The organism is Desulforamulus profundi (assembly GCF_002607855.1).
In genome coordinates this window covers 44,320-60,173 of the sequence record NZ_AWQQ01000087.1, presented here as the reverse complement: position 1 = coordinate 60,173, position 15,854 = coordinate 44,320, and the positions used below count along the sequence as shown (strand labels likewise).

Genomic DNA, 15,854 nt, shown 5'->3' with positions numbered 1-15,854 from the left:
TCACTCTTTCTACGACCATCTTCAAGAACTTCTGCCAGAGATCTTATTGCCTCTTTTTTCCATTTAAGCAATTGATTTGGATGAATCCCATACTCTGAAGCAATCTGGGATATGGTTTTCTCTTCCTTGAGAATTTCCAGTACAACCTTGGCTTTGAACTCCCCAGAATATGATTTTCTCACGGCAACGATCCACCTTAAATAAAGCTGTTTTTTTGTCTAGTTTTCTTTATCCATTATAATTGGCTTGATCCTGTTGCAGAAATATTAGAAAAGATGGAGGAAAAAGAAATGATAAAAATTGCAGTAGCAAGTGAGAACGGCATGGTTACGGAACATTTCGGACATTGTGAGAGCTTCATTATTTTTGAAGTAGAAAACAACCAAATTATTAAGAATGAAACTATACCAAACCCCGGACACAAGCCAGGATTTTTACCCAATTACTTGAACGATATGGGCGTGAATGTGATTATTTCCGGAGGTATGGGTGGAGGAGCTATCGAAATCTTCAATGAAAAAGGTATAGAAGTAATTACAGGAGCAAGTGGCGACGCTAAGGCAGCGGCAACATCATATCTGCAAGGTGCCCTCAAATCCACCGGTTCTGTTTGCCATGAGCATCAGCACCACGACGAATGCGGTAATTAAATCATTGAAAAAAGCCGGTTGAGTTGCATTGTGTCTCAATCGGCTTTTTAAAGAGTGCATTCTATTTATTATCCCGGAAGGTACACGGAAGCAAAAGAGGACTGTAAGCGGTCAATACTTTTGGATAAAAAACGGCCAATAATTTTGGACGTTTTTTCCCAGTTACATAACATTACTTGCCTGTGGATAACTCCACGGGCGTTTCTTGTGGTTTGCTGAAGGTTGTTAATAACTCCAGCAAACCACAGCTCCATAAGCTTAATCAGATTGTGAATGATTAAATATGGTGTTCCTATGCTGCAGACGATAACTGTCGCCTGTCATATTATACAGTTCACTGTTGTGGACAAGCCTGTCCAGGATGGCCGCGGTGATAACCGGGTCACCAAAGAATTCCGGCCACTCGTCAAAACCTTTGTTAGAGGTCACAATAACCGATGTGTTCTGGTACAGGTTGGTTACCAGTTGAAAAAATAAGTTTGCTTCTTGCCTTGTAATTGGTAGGAACGTGTTTTTGACTAAAAATGGCAGAGGCCGCTATGTTCTTATGGATATTCAGGAATACGAAAAACAGCAGGCGGTGATTAAGCTTTTGTCAAAGCTCTCCGAGGCAGAGGATGCAATTAAAACAGGAGAGGAATGGAAATCCCTTGATGACCTCAAGAAAGCATTGGAGGTCTGAACGTGAGATTCAAAGTTAGAATCAACCCTGTGGCGATTGCCGATATGCAGGAAATAAAAGCCTACATCACCGAGGATAATCCGGAAGCAGCTGAAAAGATGGGAACCGCCATTTATTCCAAGATAGAAAAGCTGGCCGATTTTCCTGAAATGGGAGTTTCGCTCGGTGCTAAGATTAATATAAAAACGGATTACCACTTCCTTGTTTGCGGGGTTTATCTTATATTTTACAAGATTGAGGGAGAATTCGTTTCAGTTTATCGTATTTTGAATGGCGTACGGGATTACCTGTCAATTCTTTTTTCAGATGAGCTGAGCAAAGACCTAAAATCAAATTACTTGCAGCCGTCACAGATGTGGCGGCTTTCTCGTTCGCCAGGCATGTCTGCCGAGCCGATGGCTGAAAGAAGCCCTGCCACCTGATATCCTTACTCACCAGTGTTGCCTAAAAACAAAATTCCAACTTGTCAACCATTTTGAATAGCAAGATATAACTAAAGATATCCTGCACAAGAAAGAAAAAACCTTTATAATAGAAATATAGGGTAGTCCTTGCCCAAATCTCTAAAAATAAAGGAGATCCAAATGCAGGACAAGGATACCACAAAATCCATGCTGTGGAAAATAAGAGGATAAGAAAGCATATGAAATCCAACTTTATTAAACTTTCCGACAAAGTTAAAATAAGAAAAGAATATTTTGGCGGGGTTCTTTTCAATATGGATACGGGAGATGTTATTGATATTGATAGGGAAGCTTTCACAGTCATTTCAATAATAAAGCATATTGAATTAGTTGATATGAATGCTTTATTGGATATGCCTATAACCTATAAGGGAAAAAGGATAAATAGTGGAGGCATAAAAGGTATATTATCAAGGTTTGCGGATATGGGAATTATTGATGTAATGCCAAATGGAATCCTGTCTGAAGATTATAGAAAGCGGCTTCAAGAAAAAAATCTCATAAAACTTAGATGGCCTGCATATGAACATTTGAGTGCTCCTGAGACAGTTCATTGGGCAGTGACCTATAAATGTGGAGAAGCATGTCCTGATTGCTATATTGAACGTCATAAAAGCTTATTTACAAACGAGCTTGATACTCAAGCTGCATATAATTTGATAAGTAAAATAGCAGACAGCGGTGTTTTCCAGCTTGCCATCGGAGGCGGAGAACCCTTGATAAGAAATGACTTGGAGGACATTGTGCATAGAGCATCGGAAAAAGGTTTGGCAGTTCATATTACTACAGGAAAATATGAAATTGAACGCGAACGACTTGATGCATTGGCAAAACACATAAAAACTCTTCAAATCGGAATAAGAACGGATGAGCTTATAAATGGAGACATCAGTGCTGCAGAAAAGCTTAGAGTATTAATAACACAGTTGAATGAACGCGGCATAATTGCTGGCGCAAATTTAATTATGACAAGGTCCTCCATACATAATTTTGATAGAGTAATTGAAATGCTTATAAGCAGCGGTTTTAAGCGGTATACCCTGCTTAGGTACAAGCCTCCTAAAAATGTGAAACGGTGGCTTCAAGAAAAGCCGAATAAGCATGATCTAGACCTTTTAGAGGAAAGATTGACGGTGATGCAGGAAATGCATACAGATATACTTTTCCGGATTGATTGTGCCCTCTCTTTTCTGGAACGGAGATTGAATCCGCAAACAGCCTTATATTCAGGAATAAGAGGATGTGTTGCAGGAGATAGGATAATATCTGTCGCGCCTGATGGTTCTGTTTATCCTTGTTCGCAGCTTGTTGGGGATATTTTTAAGGCAGGTAACTTGCTGAATGAGGATTTTGAATGTATTTGGAATAGGAGCAATGTAGTTAAAAAATACAGGAGCTTTAGAGAAAAAAAGTGTTTTAAAAACAGTAGCTGTGGAAAATGTCAGGCAAAAGTCTTTTGTGGTGGGTGCAGAGTCTTTGCAGAGGATGCAATCGGTTCTGATCCGGGATGTCCTGGACCTTTATGTGGGAGTAACTATACTGATGATGAATATGATGTCATAGCTGATATACAGGATACTATAGGTTGTACTGACGCAGGATTTCCATATGCAACCCGTGAAGAAATTGAGAAATGGCTTGAGGAGGATAATAATAAGGATTATCCATCTTGGATCAATAATAGATAAACACGAACTAACTGGAGGTAACTGAAATGAGGATAATAAGCATCAGAAAAGGATTTACTTCAGACCATAGTTCCACATCCTATGAATTCTTAGCCTTAGATAAGACGCTTGGTAAGAAAGAGAAAGCAGAGGTCGCTTCTCTTTCCAGAAGGGCTGACCCTACATCAAGAAGAGTCAGTTTTACTTACCATGTTGACGGGTATGACATACCCGGCGGATGGGAGAATCTGATGGCAAAATATTATGACGTGATGTACCGGGAAGACTATGACTGGTGGACTTTTGCACTTGCATTTAACACCACGCAAGAACAGTTGGAGGATTTATATAAATATGAATTCAGTGGAGACGATGATTTGGGAATTACCGTAGAAAGCATTGGCAACCGGGCAGTGGTAGCCATATATTGCAGGGTTGATATGGCATATATTGATGATTCATATGATGAATATGAAGATTATTACGGTGACGAGAATGAGGAAGACGAAGGCGATGGGGAAGAAGGCGTAGGCTTTGTTGCTGAAGATGAATTGCTGAATTTGCTTGTTCAAGTGCGTCAGCAGCTTATGAATGGGGATTACAGAACTTTATATGCAGTATGGGAAAAATACGGAGGTTTTGATAATGATGGGGAAGGTGAATTTGATATTCCAATCCCACAAGATAAAAAAACAGGTAAGAATGTAGTAGAACAATTCAGGAATATTTTGAACTAATCACTTTCATGAGTTATGCAGTTATAGGTAAATAGTACCAATTCCACAGCCACAAGAATGGATGTGGAGCCAAAATTTTTCGATGAACTTTGAAAACCTATCGCCAGTTGTGTCAAAATATACTTAGATTTGTTGCTCATAACAGCAAATTCGATGACTGGCGTTGAATAAGTACCTGACCATTTCGCAGTGGGAGAGGGCTTCTTCAGCGCCTTCTTTATTGCATTCCCATCTTGCATAGCACAATAAGGTTTCTTTGGATTGACCTTCTTGTATTGCTCTTTCCGGGATACCGGATCAGAGTACTTGCAATACAAAACGGTGTTTTTCTTGGCCTTGGTCACCCAGTTGAAGAAATTCTTGCATATGAACCAGCGGTCCATAGCTACCCATAGCCGTTCACGACAGGTACTGCGGAGATCCAGGAGCATTTTCCGTGCCAATTCCAGCTTGGTTTGTTTGTCATCCTGGCTTTCGTTTTTACGCCAGAATCGCCAGAAGAGGGGATATTCCAAGCCGTTTTTCAAAACGGTCAAGTTCATACACCAGATATGATTCCGGGTAGAACTATCAAACAGCCAGCACAGGAAGGGAAGTTTTTTCCCAAACGGGTGGGCCACTTTGGTGTCATCCAAAGCAATCACATCCCCTTCGGATAACCGGGATTCCGGATGTTCCTGAAGCCTTTGGATACGGCCTACCGCAAACTGGAGCCAATCAAATGGTTTCGAGAAAAACCGGCTGAAAGCGGACTGGCTGATGGATTCCCCTTTTAACAAAACCTTCAGAATGGGAGAATCCGAGGTAAAATCTGCATTCTGGTTTATCGAGGGCTTTTGAGCAATCAAGCCACAAATATAGCAAAAGCCATCAACCAGCCGGAGACACCGGAATGCTTGACAATCCCCGTCTGTAAAAAGAGCAGTGAGAGGTCAAATTTCTCCCAAAGACTTTTCAGGAGTGGAATACCGCCACCAGGACCATGTTGTTTGTTTTCAAAGATCGGTTTTTGCAAGTTCATCTTTTGTATCACCCGTATCGATAATGTAATGGCAAATAATACCATCCATTTCGATTATTGGGCGATTTTGAAAATATCAATCGTTTTTTGGATATTTTTCAAAATTATTTTTTGGCATTAATTTACTACAAGTGCATAACTCATGTTAAATAGAGGAAAATATTGTTCACAGCCTTACCTAAACCACCTCATTATCCGGCCCAGATTTCTTAAAGGCTCAAGTGTGGTATATTTTTACTGAGCATGAAGGGTTTGGTCCATCACTTCTTCTGGTTCCCGTTAAGCTTAGCGCATCCAAAAAATTCACTGAAAATTGGTGAAATAGGCTATACTCAAATGCTATCATTGGTTTATGATAAAGGAAGTATATGGTACGGGGGATGCTGGCCTTTTCAAATTAATGTCTCAGGGCTGTGGTAAAATGGTAACCCGGAGTCTGTGACGGGACTCAATGGAGCGTTGAAATAATTACTGACGGGAGAACCGTCAGAAAGTATGGTGACAATAAGTTTCCAGAAGAATGGAAGCAGTTCTGCAAAATGATTAAAAGAATAACTGGAAAGGAATTTAGGTGAAGCTTATGAAAGCTTATCAAATAAAAATTGAATTGATAGATTCCAAGCGCAGTAGAGGGAGACCAATATAGAATCTGTATAAATGAGGAATGTGATGTTGTCTACTATAATTTAGATAATGGCGTTAAATTCTTGAAGGATCAAATCAAAGTTCTTGTCTGGTTTAAGAAAAATGCGAATCCCAAGTACGCATGTTATTGCAGCAAAGTTACAGAAGAACAAGTTATTGACGCTGTGGTTAAGCATGGATCGAAAACGGTACAACAAGTGAATGCTATTACCGGTGCAATGAAAAATTCCAATTGCAAAGAGAATAATCCAATGGGCGTTTGCTGCCATAAGATCATTCAGGAAGCAATAAACAAAGGATTAGCAATGAAATGATTATTAATTCTGCTTAAAATTAAAAAACAAGGATGCAAATACACTGGAATGAATTGTGGAAACATATTCAGTGTTTTCTTTTGCTTGCTTTTCGCCGCTCAACGCACGTGGAGTGAGTAGTTTCCATCAAAAGAAAACACAGGCGATAAAGCCATGCTGCGCAAGGCTTTATGTCTTTTGGGAGGAAATGGGATATGTTTCCGTGGACGTGGGCAGAAAACACGATTGTTACCAAATAGATAATAAGGTAAGTAATAAATATAGAAAAACTTGTTAACTTTTACGAAAAAAGTTGATTGCTTAAAAGGAGTTAAAAAATGGATTACAATAAGATTGAATGGAATGATAAAGTTGATATTACGAAAGAACAATGGAAGAATATACTCGTTGATGAAAGACTTGTTAAACCATATAATTTAGATTTAATTCTAATGGTTTACAACGAGCCAAATCATATGGCGACAGCGACAGACATAGCAATAAAAAATGGTCAATCGCCAAAATCATATAATTCGAATGTTGGGCAATTAGGGAAGAGGATCGCAAAGTATTTAGGAATAGAAGCTCCTCGGCAAAAACATGATAGTACAAAGTTTAATTACTGGCATATAATGTTTTTAGGTGCGAGACATAAAAATGGGAAAAATTTTCTTTGGATTTTAAGACCTGAATTAAAAGAAGCAATAGATGAACTAATTATTGAAAAAAGGTTAAGTATTTTAGACACTATGGATGAATATGTTAAAATGCCGTACGAGATAAATAAACAGCAAGAAGAAAGTCTTTTTGAAGGTGCGATGAAAAAGATCACAGTAAATGCGTATGAACGTAACCCAAAAGCAAGAAAACTATGTCTTGAAAAATATGGGTATAAATGCTGTGTATGTGAATTTGATTTTGAAAAGGTTTATGGTGATATTGGATTTCAATACATAGAAGTACACCACTTAAGACCACTACATGAAATAAATAAGGAATATCAAATAGACCCAGTAAATGATTTAAGACCTGTATGCCCAAATTGCCACGCTATGCTGCATAAAGCTAGTCTTACAATTGAAGAATTACGAAATAGAATAAAAGGGCTTAAAACGCTTTGCGCTGTGGAGCAATGCGAAAAGGCAGAAGCGCTACCGCCGCGGCGGGATTAAGCAGATGTATGAAATTTTGAAGATAAAGGGAATTATGAAGCTGGCAACCTGAAGCTGAATGCTGAAGGAAGAAGAGTATCGGAAAGCCGTATGCGGGAAAACCGCACGTACGGTTTGATGAGGGGAGGGTGGCAGCCCCACCCTTCTACTCTGCGCCCATAAAGCCTTGCTGTGCAAGGCTTTATGGGCTTTTGGGAAGAATTGTATATGTTCCCGTGGACGAGGGGAGGAAACACCTACCAATTTTACAAGTACAAAATATTCATGCAGGATTTACCAAAATAAAAAAATTCTGACAGTAAACGAGCTAAAAGCTTAGAGAGGTGCAGACAATGCCGTCAATTAACAATGAAATAGAAAAAAACTATGGACTGCCGCAGACCAATTGAGGGCAAATTCAAAGCTCAAGGCTTCCGAGTATTCTGTGCCCGTCCTCGGGCTTATCTTCCTCAGGTTTGCCGACCAAAGATTCAGTGTGGCCGCAAAGGAGCTTGCCGAAAAAGCAAGGGCATCAGGTTCCAGGCGTGCCATCGGTAAGGCCGACTATCAGGCCAGAGGGGTTATGTACCTGCCGGAACAGGCGAGATATTCTTATCTCCTGAAGCTGCCGGAAGGCGAGAATATCGGAAAGGCCGTCAACGAGGCCATGAAAGCCATTGAAGCGGAAAACGAAGACCTGAAGGATGTACTCCCCAAAACTTATACCCGGCTGGACAATGATACACTGATTGCGCTGCTTAAAATATTTTCTGAAATTCCCATGGATGTGGAAGGTGATGTCTTCGGAAATATCTATGAATACTTCCTCGGCGAGTTTGCCCGTTCGGAAGGGCAGCGGGGCGGCGAGTTCTATACGCCCACATCCCTGGTTAAACTCATTGTCCAGGTGATCGAGCCGTACCAAGGCCGTATCCTGGACCCGGCCTGCGGGTCGGGCGGTATGTTTGTCCAGTCGGCCCGGTTTGTCCATAACCATAAGAAAAACCCTGGCAGTGAAATATCCATCTACGGCCAGGAGAAGTTGCCGAAACCGTAAGGCTGTGTAAAATGAACCTGGCGGCGCACGGCCTCTCGGGCGACATCCGGCAGGCTAACACCTATTACGAAAATGTGCATAACTGCTTAAACCGCTTTGACTTTGTTATGGCCAATCCCCCCTTTAATGTGGACGGTGTGGACAAGGAGAAAATCAAAGACGATCCGAGGTATCCCTTCGGACTGCCTACCAATGACAACGCCAACTACATCTGGATACAGGAGTTTTACAGCGCCCTTAATGACAAGGGACGGGCCGGCTTTGTCATGGCCAATTCCGCCAGCGATGCCAGGGGTTCCGAATTGGAGATAAGAAGGAAGCTCATCCAGGACAGGGTCGTCGATGTGATGATCGCCATCGGGCCAAACTTCTTCTACACCGTTACCCTGCCCTGCACCCTCTGGTTTTTTGACAAGGGCAAGCGGCAGACCGACCGGGGGAACAAGGTGCTGTTCATCGACGCGCGGAACATCTACCGCCAGGTGGACCGGGCCCACCGGGAATTCACGCCGGAGCAGATTGAATTTATCGCCAATATCGTGCGGCTGTACCGCGGCGAACCGGTGGAAACCGTTACTGGGACGGGTGAAATGCAGAAAGAGCATTTTCCCGAAGGTAAATATGTAGATGTGCCCGGCCTGTGCAAGGTGGTAACGATTGATGAAATCGAGGCTCAGGCTGGAGCCTCAATCCAGGCAGGTATGTGGGAGTAGCCCAGAAGGACGAGGAAGACTTCGACTTCATGGAAAGGCTGCAGGAACTGAACGAGGAATTGGAACGGCTTAATGCTGAGGCAGCGGAGTTGGAGGAGAGGATAAGGGAGAATGTGGAGCAGATATTGAGCTAATTACTGTTTGGAATGTGAGGAATGTAATAATGGTGTTATTAGGAGATGTTATTAAAGTTAATCCTGAATCGATCTCTAAAGGATATCAATACAACCAAATCGAGTATATTGATATATCTTCTGTTGGTACAGGTACTTTATCAGGAACAACACAGTATGAACTTAAAGATGCACCTGGGAGAGCAAAGAGGCTAGTCAAAGACGGAGACACTATAGTTGCTACTGTAAGACCTAATTTACGTTCATTCCTATACATAAAGAACCCAAAACCAAACTTGGTAGTCTCAACTGGATTTGCTGTATTAAGACCCAGAGAAAACATTGATTCAAGATTCCTATATTATACTGTTACAAACCAAGCATTTACCGATTATTTAGTATCACGAGTTAAGGGAGCTGCATATCCAGCCGTTGATGTTGAGACTTTCGAAAAAGCTGAGATTAATCTTCCATCTCTCCCCACCCAACGCAAAATTGCCGCCATCCTCTCTACTTACGATGACCTGATTGAAAACAACACCCGCCGCATTAAGATACTGGAGGAAATGGCGCAGCTCATTTACCGGGAGTGGTTTGTGAAGTTCAGGTTCTCGGGCCATGAGAAGGTCAAGATGGTGGAGTCGGAGCTGGGGCCGATACCCGAGGGGTGGGAGGTTAAAAATATAGGTTCTCTTTTGGCACATACCATTGGAGGCGGTTGGGGAGAAGTATCCCGAAGTGATAAATATACTGTCCCGGCTTATGTTATTCGAGGAACAGATATACCTAATGTGAGACAAGGTTCCATAGAGTCATGCCCGTTACGTTACCATACAGAATCTAACTTCCGTTCCCGTAAGCTTAAAGCTGGGGATATAGTATTTGAGGTATCTGGTGGCAGCAAAGGACAACCAGTAGGAAGAGCTTTACTAATAAATCAGTCGTTACTTAACTCTTACGACAACGATGTGATATGTGCCAGCTTTTGTAAACTCATTAGACCTGATAAGGAAACCATACTTCCTGAACTTATATATCTTCACCTTCTTGAGATATATGCAAATGGAGTTATTGAAAAGTATCAGGTTCAGTCAACTGGTATAACTAATTTCAAGTATGAGTTTTTCCTTAAAAATGACCAAATATTAGTACCAGACAGGGAAATTCAGCAGAATTTTGCTGATCATATTATCCCTATATTCGATATGATTCAGAAGCTCGGAGCTAAGAATCGTAACCTCCGCCGCACCCGCGACCTATTGCTGCCCAAGCTTATCTCCGGCGAACTGGATGTGGAGGACCTGGATATTGCCGTGGGAGGTGATTAAATGAACGACTACAGCGAAGATGCATTGATAGAACAGCCGGCCATCGACCTGTTTGCCCAACTCGGATATGAAACCGTCAACTGCTTCCATGAAACCCTTGGCACAGCAGGAACCCTCGGCCGGGAGACCACTGCCGAGGTGGTGCTGACCCGGTATCTCCGTAATGCTCTGGAGAAGCTCAATCCCGGTATGGACAGTGAGGCCATCAACCTGGCCATTGAGGAAATCGTTAAAGACCGCAGCAGTTTGAGCCCTGTCCAGGCCAATCGGGAGGTTTACAAACTCCTCAAGGACGGGGTCAAGGTTACATATAAGAACGCCGATGATGAGGAAACCGACGAGGTTGTGAAGGTCATTGACTGGAACTGTCCGGAGAACAACCACTTCCTGCTGGCGTCCCAGCTGTGGATATCCGGCGAAATCTACAAGCGCCGCGCTGACCTTGTCGGCTTTGTCAACGGCATTCCCCTTGTGTTTATCGAGCTCAAATCCACCGCCCGCAGGCTGGAACACGCCTATTACGACAACCTGCGGGACTATAAAAATACCATCCCCCAGCTGTTCTGGTACAACGGCTTCATCATTCTTTCCAACGGCAGTCAGAGCCGTATCGGCAGTATGAGCGCGTCCTGGGAGCACTTTGCCGAATGGAAGAAGGTCAACAATGAGGGTGAAGAAGGCGTTGTATCTCTCGAAACCATGATTCGCGGAACCTGTGATAAGGCCAAACTTTTGGACATCGTAGAGAACTTTACCCTGTTCAGCGATGCCGGCGGCTCTCTGGTAAAGCTGGTAGCCAAGAACCACCAGTACCTGGGGGTCAACAACGCCATTGAAGCAGTGAAAAAGATACGGGAAAACAAAGGACGCCTCGGCGTATTCTGGCACACCCAGGTTCAGGGAAATCTTATTCCATGGTGTTCTTCTGCCAGAAGATCCTGCGCAAAATACCCGGCAACTGGACCTTTGTTATCGTCACTGACCGGGCGGAACTGGACGAACAGATCTACAAAAACTTTGCGGCGGTTGGCGCCGTTATCGAGGAAAGGGTGCAGGCCGAAAGTTGCCAGCACTTAAAGGAGCTTTTGGCCGAGGACCACCGGATGGTGTTTACCCTCATCTATAAATTCCAAAGTGATAGCGATGGCAGATATCCGAAAATAACCGACCGGGACGATATCATTGTATTGGTGGATGAAGCCCACCGCAGCCAGTATGATACCCTTGCTGCCAACATGCGCTCTGCCATGCCCAATGCCTCTTTCATTGCCTTTACGGGAACCCCTCTGATGGCCGGCGAGGAAAAAACCAGGGAAGTGTTCGGGGATTATGTTTCCATCTATAACTTCCGCCAGTCCGTTGAGGATAGAGCACTGTGCCCCTCTATTATGAGAACCGTATTCCTGAACTCCAGCTCATCAACGAGAACCTTAACGATGAAATTCAGGACATCATCGACAACGCCGAGTTAAGCGAAGAAGAGGAGAAGAAGCTGGAACGGGAATTTGCCCGGGAATATCACCTGATTACCCGTGACGACCGGCTGGAGACAATTGCCGGGGACATCGTCAAGCATTTCATGACCCGGGGCGAGATGGGCAAGGCCATGGTGGTGAGCATCGACAGGTATACTGCCGTCAAGATGTATGACAAGGTTCGGAAATATTGGCAAAAGTACATGGAGGAACTGAGCAGGCAGCTTGCCCAATGTCATCCTGAAGAAGCAGCAGAAATAAAAAAGAAACTGGGTTACATGCAGGAAACCGATATGGCGGTGGTCATATCTTCCGGTCAGAACGAGGTTGAAGCCTTTCAGAAGAAGGGATTGGATATCCTGCCTCACCGCAAAAGCATGGTAACCGAAGACCTGGATAAAAAGTTCAAAGACCCCAATGATCCTTTCAGAATCGTGTTTGTCTGTGCCATGTGGCTGACAGGCTTCGACGCTCCTGCCGTTAATACAATTTATTTGGACAAGCCGATGAAGAACCATACCCTGATGCAGACTATCGCCAGGGCGAACCGGGTATTCAAGGATAAGACCTGCGGCACCATCGTCGACTATATCGGCGTATTCCGCAATCTTCAAAAAGCTCTTGCCATATACGCTACTCCTGCAGCGGGCGGCTCAGTTGATACACCGGTGAAAGACAAGGCAGCATTGATTGATGAGCTTAAGAAAGCTATTGCCGAAACAACTGCTTTCTGTAATGAAAAAGGCATTGACGTAGGCCGGCTTCTTAACACATCAGGTCTTGAACTTGTCGGCCTTTTGGATGATGCTGTGGAGTTCCTGGTGGTCAATGACGAAACCAAGCGGCGGTTTCAATCCATGGCGGGGAATATAGTTAAACTCTATAAAGCTATTTTGCCTGACCCAAAAGCTTCTGAATTTGCCAAGCAGAAGAATCTTTTTACCTGTATTTCCGATAAAATCAGGGCGCTGACACCCCCGGCCGACATCTCTGAAATTATGGTTGATATTGAAGAAGTTCTTGACCAGTCTATTGCCAGTGAAGGTTATATCATCCACGAAGCCCCTGCCGGGTACAATGCGAAAGTTGATTTGAGCCGGATTGATTTTGAGGCCTTGCGAAAGTTCTTTGACAAATCTAAGAAACACACAGAGGTGGAGAAACTGAAAGGTTTAATCAACGCCAAACTGAACAAGATGGTGCGCCTTAACAAAAGCAGGGTTGATTTTGCCGAGAGGTTCCAGAAACTGATTGACGAGTACAACAGCGGCGCCCTGAATGTGGAACTGATGTTTGACAAATTGCTTGCCTTCGCCAGAGAACTCACCGAAGAAGAAAAGCGCAGTATGGCGGAACAGCTTACTGAGGAAGAGCTTGCCCTGTTTGATATCCTTACCAAACCTGAACCGAAATTGACAGCTAAAGATAAGGCTCAGGTAAAGAAAGTAATCAGGGAACTGCTGGATACGCTCAAGAGGGAGAAGCTGGTTCTTGACTGGCGCAAACGCCAGCAGACCAGGGCAGCGGTACTGATTACAATACAGGATTCTCTTGACCGGGAACTGCCGAGAGCATATACTCCCGAAATATTCAACCAAAAGTGCGATCTGGTGTATCAGCACATTTATGATTGTTATTATGGTGCTGGGCAGAGTGTATACAGTCGGGCGGGATAAAGGCAAAATACTGGGCAAAAGTAGGACTATTAATGCCCGACTTTGAAAAGCAGCGTAAGTGGTTGTAAAAGAACCAGAAGTTGCTGGATGTAATGTAATATGACCCAACAATAACCATAGAAGAAAGCGTGTGAGCAAGGCTGAGGGGATTTGAGTTGCAAAAGTGGGGATTTTCTTTTGCAACTCTGCCCATTTTTATTATGCAATAAACATTTTTGATTAATTATCATAATCATGATAATATTATGCTATAATAATAAAGGGGTGATTATATGCCACATATTAGACCAGTTTCAGATTTGCGAAACAATTTTGCTGATATTTCAAGGCTGGTACATGAAACAGCAGAACCAGTGTTTTTGACCAAGAATGGTTATGGTGATATGGTTGTAATGAGTATTGAAACCTATGAGCGCAAACTATTTGAAAGTGAAATCTATTTCAAGCTTAAGGAAGCAGAGTTGGAAGCAAAATCCACTGATAAACGTTTTTCCCATGAAGAAGTGTTTTCTAATTTAAGGTCAAGGCTTGCTAATAAAGTAGATGGTGATAATGTATAAAGTGAAATACCTGCCTTTGGCACAAAACGATTTAAAAAACTATCTGGTGTTCTATGTAGTCGCTGAACATGAAGTAGAAATACACAGAATCCTTTATGCAAAAATGAATATTGAAAAGTTTATCCGATAATTTATTGCTATTGCTTTTGAAAGTCAACTTTTATTGCTTGCCGGGCCAGGTGCTGTTTTTTAGATGAAAATTTGTTTAGTAAAGAGATGTGGGACTTGTCACCCCACACCAAATAATCTCCCTTAGCAACGGACCCTCAAGGGTCTTTTTATTTTTACTAAAGATTTACTAAAAAAGGTATCTGACAAGAGGTATTTTGAATAACATATTGAATAAAAAATCAAAAATAGCCCTGTCCCCGGGGGTGAAGTGAATGAAGGATTTCTTTGCAGCCTTGTTTGGGTTAATATATTTGCTTGGTGCAATTGTTTACGGCCTGGTGATATTTATTGTCTCTCTGGGCAGCGGCCTATTTTGGTTGACCATTGGGGGAATTTTTGCCTACCTAATGGCAGGTCTTTTACACAGCCTTATCGGGGGACCTGTATGGCTTTGGCTTAGCATCTTTATTATATGTATCATTTATATGGTGATGGATGCCTTTATGGGAAACAAGTATGATGTTTGGCAGCGGCGCGGTAGCCGCTTTTTTTTCTGTCCTTTGACGGATGGTATGAGCATAAAAGAGGATTTTCCACACTCTTTTACGAAATTCTTTGGTAATCGCCAATGAGATTAAAAGGGGAAAAGGTTTTGACTGACCCGCTGAAAATGGACCTGCGCTGCCAGGATGTGCTGGGGGAGAGGATTAAAAAACTTAAAGAACTGTTTCCCGAAGTCTTTACGGAGGTTTGAAGCAGTTACTAAATAGCTATTTAAATCTGCTAAAAAAGCAATAAAACAGGAGGTGAAAAAACCTGTTTCTTGCGGTTTCACAGTTGTAATTAATCATAAAGACTGCTAGAATAATGATGTAAATATTTCCATGTCGCAAAGACACGCTGTGAAAGTCGGGCATGGAATACTATCAATCCAGGTGGAGGTAACACCTTCTCCGGGCAGTACGTTTGCTTTAGGCAGCGGCGGGGAACCTGCGGGGTGATCCACCCGGAACATAAGCGAGAGCTTATGGCCTAGCAGTTGAATCCTGTGAYACTGCCTCTCGTTAGTCGGCGGGAGAGAAAACTAAATGAATCTGGATTATCCTGTATAAATCAGATATGTTTAGCTTTCAGAAACCAGGGTAAGATTGACTTTAACCGTTTCAAAGAGGCTTTAGGTGGATTCGCTCAAATCAAAGGATACCAAAATGGCACCCAACGCTCATAAAAAAGGGGACCAACCTTGGGTCCTTTTTCTTTTTGCGCTCATTTAAATGGGGCCAACATTGTATTAAAAGAAAAATAAAAGCACTGGTTGGTGAACGAAATCTTGAAAACAAACTGACTTTTGCATAATTGGCAATTTATTCTATTATCACTAAAATAAGTATAAAGGACTTTTTCTTTTGCTGTCGAATCCCTTGGCCGTATATTGTTTTGGCGAAGGGGACGTCTATCATGAATTTGGCATCCATTATTCAAAAGATACAACAAATTCCAGAGGCCTTTGG

General features: G+C 42.7%; 16 protein-coding genes and 3 pseudogenes. 15 read left to right on the top strand and 4 right to left on the bottom strand.

All coding sequences use genetic code 11. The annotated features are described in order from the left end of the window. A partial coding sequence (locus P378_RS13040) for a transposase (protein WP_143338438.1) occupies positions 1–182 on the bottom strand: 182 nt, incomplete at its 3' end. Between the two features lie 108 nt (positions 183–290). Between P378_RS13040 and P378_RS13035 the strand changes: the two genes are divergently transcribed. Further along, positions 291–650 carry a NifB/NifX family molybdenum-iron cluster-binding protein gene (locus P378_RS13035; RefSeq protein WP_099083552.1) on the top strand — a complete coding sequence of 120 codons (360 nt, stop codon included), beginning with the start codon at positions 291–293 and terminating at the stop codon, positions 648–650. A 258-nt stretch (positions 651–908) separates the two neighbouring features. Here P378_RS13035 and P378_RS13030 read toward each other — a convergent pair whose 3' ends face one another. Beyond that, positions 909–1,103: an ATP-binding protein gene (locus tag P378_RS13030; protein WP_238473215.1), complete on the bottom strand. Its 195-nt coding sequence runs from the start codon at positions 1,101–1,103 to the stop codon at positions 909–911. A 46-nt stretch (positions 1,104–1,149) separates the two neighbouring features. Here P378_RS13030 and P378_RS13025 point away from each other — a divergent pair. The 4 genes and pseudogenes from P378_RS13025 to P378_RS13010 form a co-directional block, all read left to right on the top strand. Further along, a pseudogene (locus P378_RS13025) lies at positions 1,150–1,332 on the top strand (prevent-host-death protein); the annotation flags it as partial. A 2-nt stretch (positions 1,333–1,334) separates the two neighbouring features. After that, on the top strand, positions 1,335–1,754 hold the full coding sequence (locus tag P378_RS13020; RefSeq protein WP_099083551.1) for a type II toxin-antitoxin system RelE/ParE family toxin: 420 nt from the start codon (positions 1,335–1,337) through the stop codon (positions 1,752–1,754). Between the two features lie 221 nt (positions 1,755–1,975). Beyond that, a complete protein-coding gene (locus tag P378_RS13015) occupies positions 1,976–3,484 on the top strand; it encodes a radical SAM/SPASM domain-containing protein (protein WP_099083550.1) in 1,509 nt (502 codons plus the stop codon). Between the two features lie 26 nt (positions 3,485–3,510). Further along, positions 3,511–4,200 (top strand): hypothetical protein, encoded by a 690-nt coding sequence (locus P378_RS13010; RefSeq protein WP_099083549.1) that lies wholly within the window; start codon positions 3,511–3,513, stop codon positions 4,198–4,200. On the opposite strand, the gene P378_RS13005 is transcribed toward P378_RS13010, so the two are convergent. Then, positions 4,197–4,835 (bottom strand): hypothetical protein, encoded by a 639-nt coding sequence (locus P378_RS13005; protein WP_338013919.1) that lies wholly within the window; start codon positions 4,833–4,835, stop codon positions 4,197–4,199. The genes P378_RS13010 and P378_RS13005 overlap by 4 nt on opposite strands. A 209-nt stretch (positions 4,836–5,044) precedes the next feature. Further along, positions 5,045–5,221, bottom strand: a complete 177-nt coding sequence (locus P378_RS19735; protein ID WP_180261102.1) for a hypothetical protein — start codon at positions 5,219–5,221, stop codon at positions 5,045–5,047. 614 nt (positions 5,222–5,835) lie between these two features. Between P378_RS19735 and P378_RS13000 the strand changes: the two genes are divergently transcribed. The 10 genes and pseudogenes from P378_RS13000 to P378_RS12970 all read left to right on the top strand — a co-directional run bounded on the left by P378_RS13000 (position 5,836) and on the right by P378_RS12970 (position 14,975). Continuing rightward, on the top strand, positions 5,836–6,180 hold the full coding sequence (locus P378_RS13000; RefSeq protein WP_143338488.1) for a (2Fe-2S)-binding protein: 345 nt from the start codon (positions 5,836–5,838) through the stop codon (positions 6,178–6,180). A 317-nt stretch (positions 6,181–6,497) separates the two neighbouring features. Then, positions 6,498–7,331, top strand: a complete 834-nt coding sequence (locus P378_RS12995) for an HNH endonuclease (protein ID WP_099083548.1) — start codon at positions 6,498–6,500, stop codon at positions 7,329–7,331. Positions 7,332–7,716: 385 nt separating this feature from the next. After that, positions 7,717–9,080: pseudogene (locus tag P378_RS24240) on the top strand (type I restriction-modification system subunit M). Then, a complete protein-coding gene (locus tag P378_RS21915; RefSeq protein ID WP_238473208.1) occupies positions 9,071–9,214 on the top strand; it encodes a hypothetical protein in 144 nt (47 codons plus the stop codon). The pseudogene P378_RS24240 and the gene P378_RS21915 overlap by 10 nt, the downstream one beginning before the upstream one ends. A gap of 29 nt (positions 9,215–9,243) precedes the next feature. Next, positions 9,244–10,521: a restriction endonuclease subunit S gene (locus P378_RS12985; protein ID WP_099083547.1), complete on the top strand. Its 1,278-nt coding sequence runs from the start codon at positions 9,244–9,246 to the stop codon at positions 10,519–10,521. After that, positions 10,522–11,094 (top strand): annotated as a pseudogene (locus P378_RS21910) (type I restriction endonuclease); the annotation flags it as partial. 341 nt (positions 11,095–11,435) lie between these two features. Further along, complete coding sequence (locus P378_RS21905) at positions 11,436–11,993, top strand: DEAD/DEAH box helicase family protein (RefSeq protein ID WP_238473207.1); 558 nt, start codon at positions 11,436–11,438, stop codon at positions 11,991–11,993. Next, positions 11,897–13,672 (top strand): type I restriction enzyme endonuclease domain-containing protein, encoded by a 1,776-nt coding sequence (locus tag P378_RS21900; RefSeq protein ID WP_238473206.1) that lies wholly within the window; start codon positions 11,897–11,899, stop codon positions 13,670–13,672. Before P378_RS21905 ends, P378_RS21900 begins: the two co-directional genes overlap by 97 nt. A gap of 272 nt (positions 13,673–13,944) precedes the next feature. Then, positions 13,945–14,232, top strand: coding sequence for a type II toxin-antitoxin system Phd/YefM family antitoxin (locus tag P378_RS12975; protein ID WP_099083546.1), 288 nt, complete (start codon positions 13,945–13,947; stop codon positions 14,230–14,232). A 383-nt stretch (positions 14,233–14,615) separates the two neighbouring features. After that, entirely contained in the window at positions 14,616–14,975 is a 360-nt protein-coding gene (locus tag P378_RS12970; RefSeq protein WP_099083545.1) for a hypothetical protein, read from the top strand. The last annotated feature ends 879 nt before the right edge of the window (positions 14,976–15,854 follow it).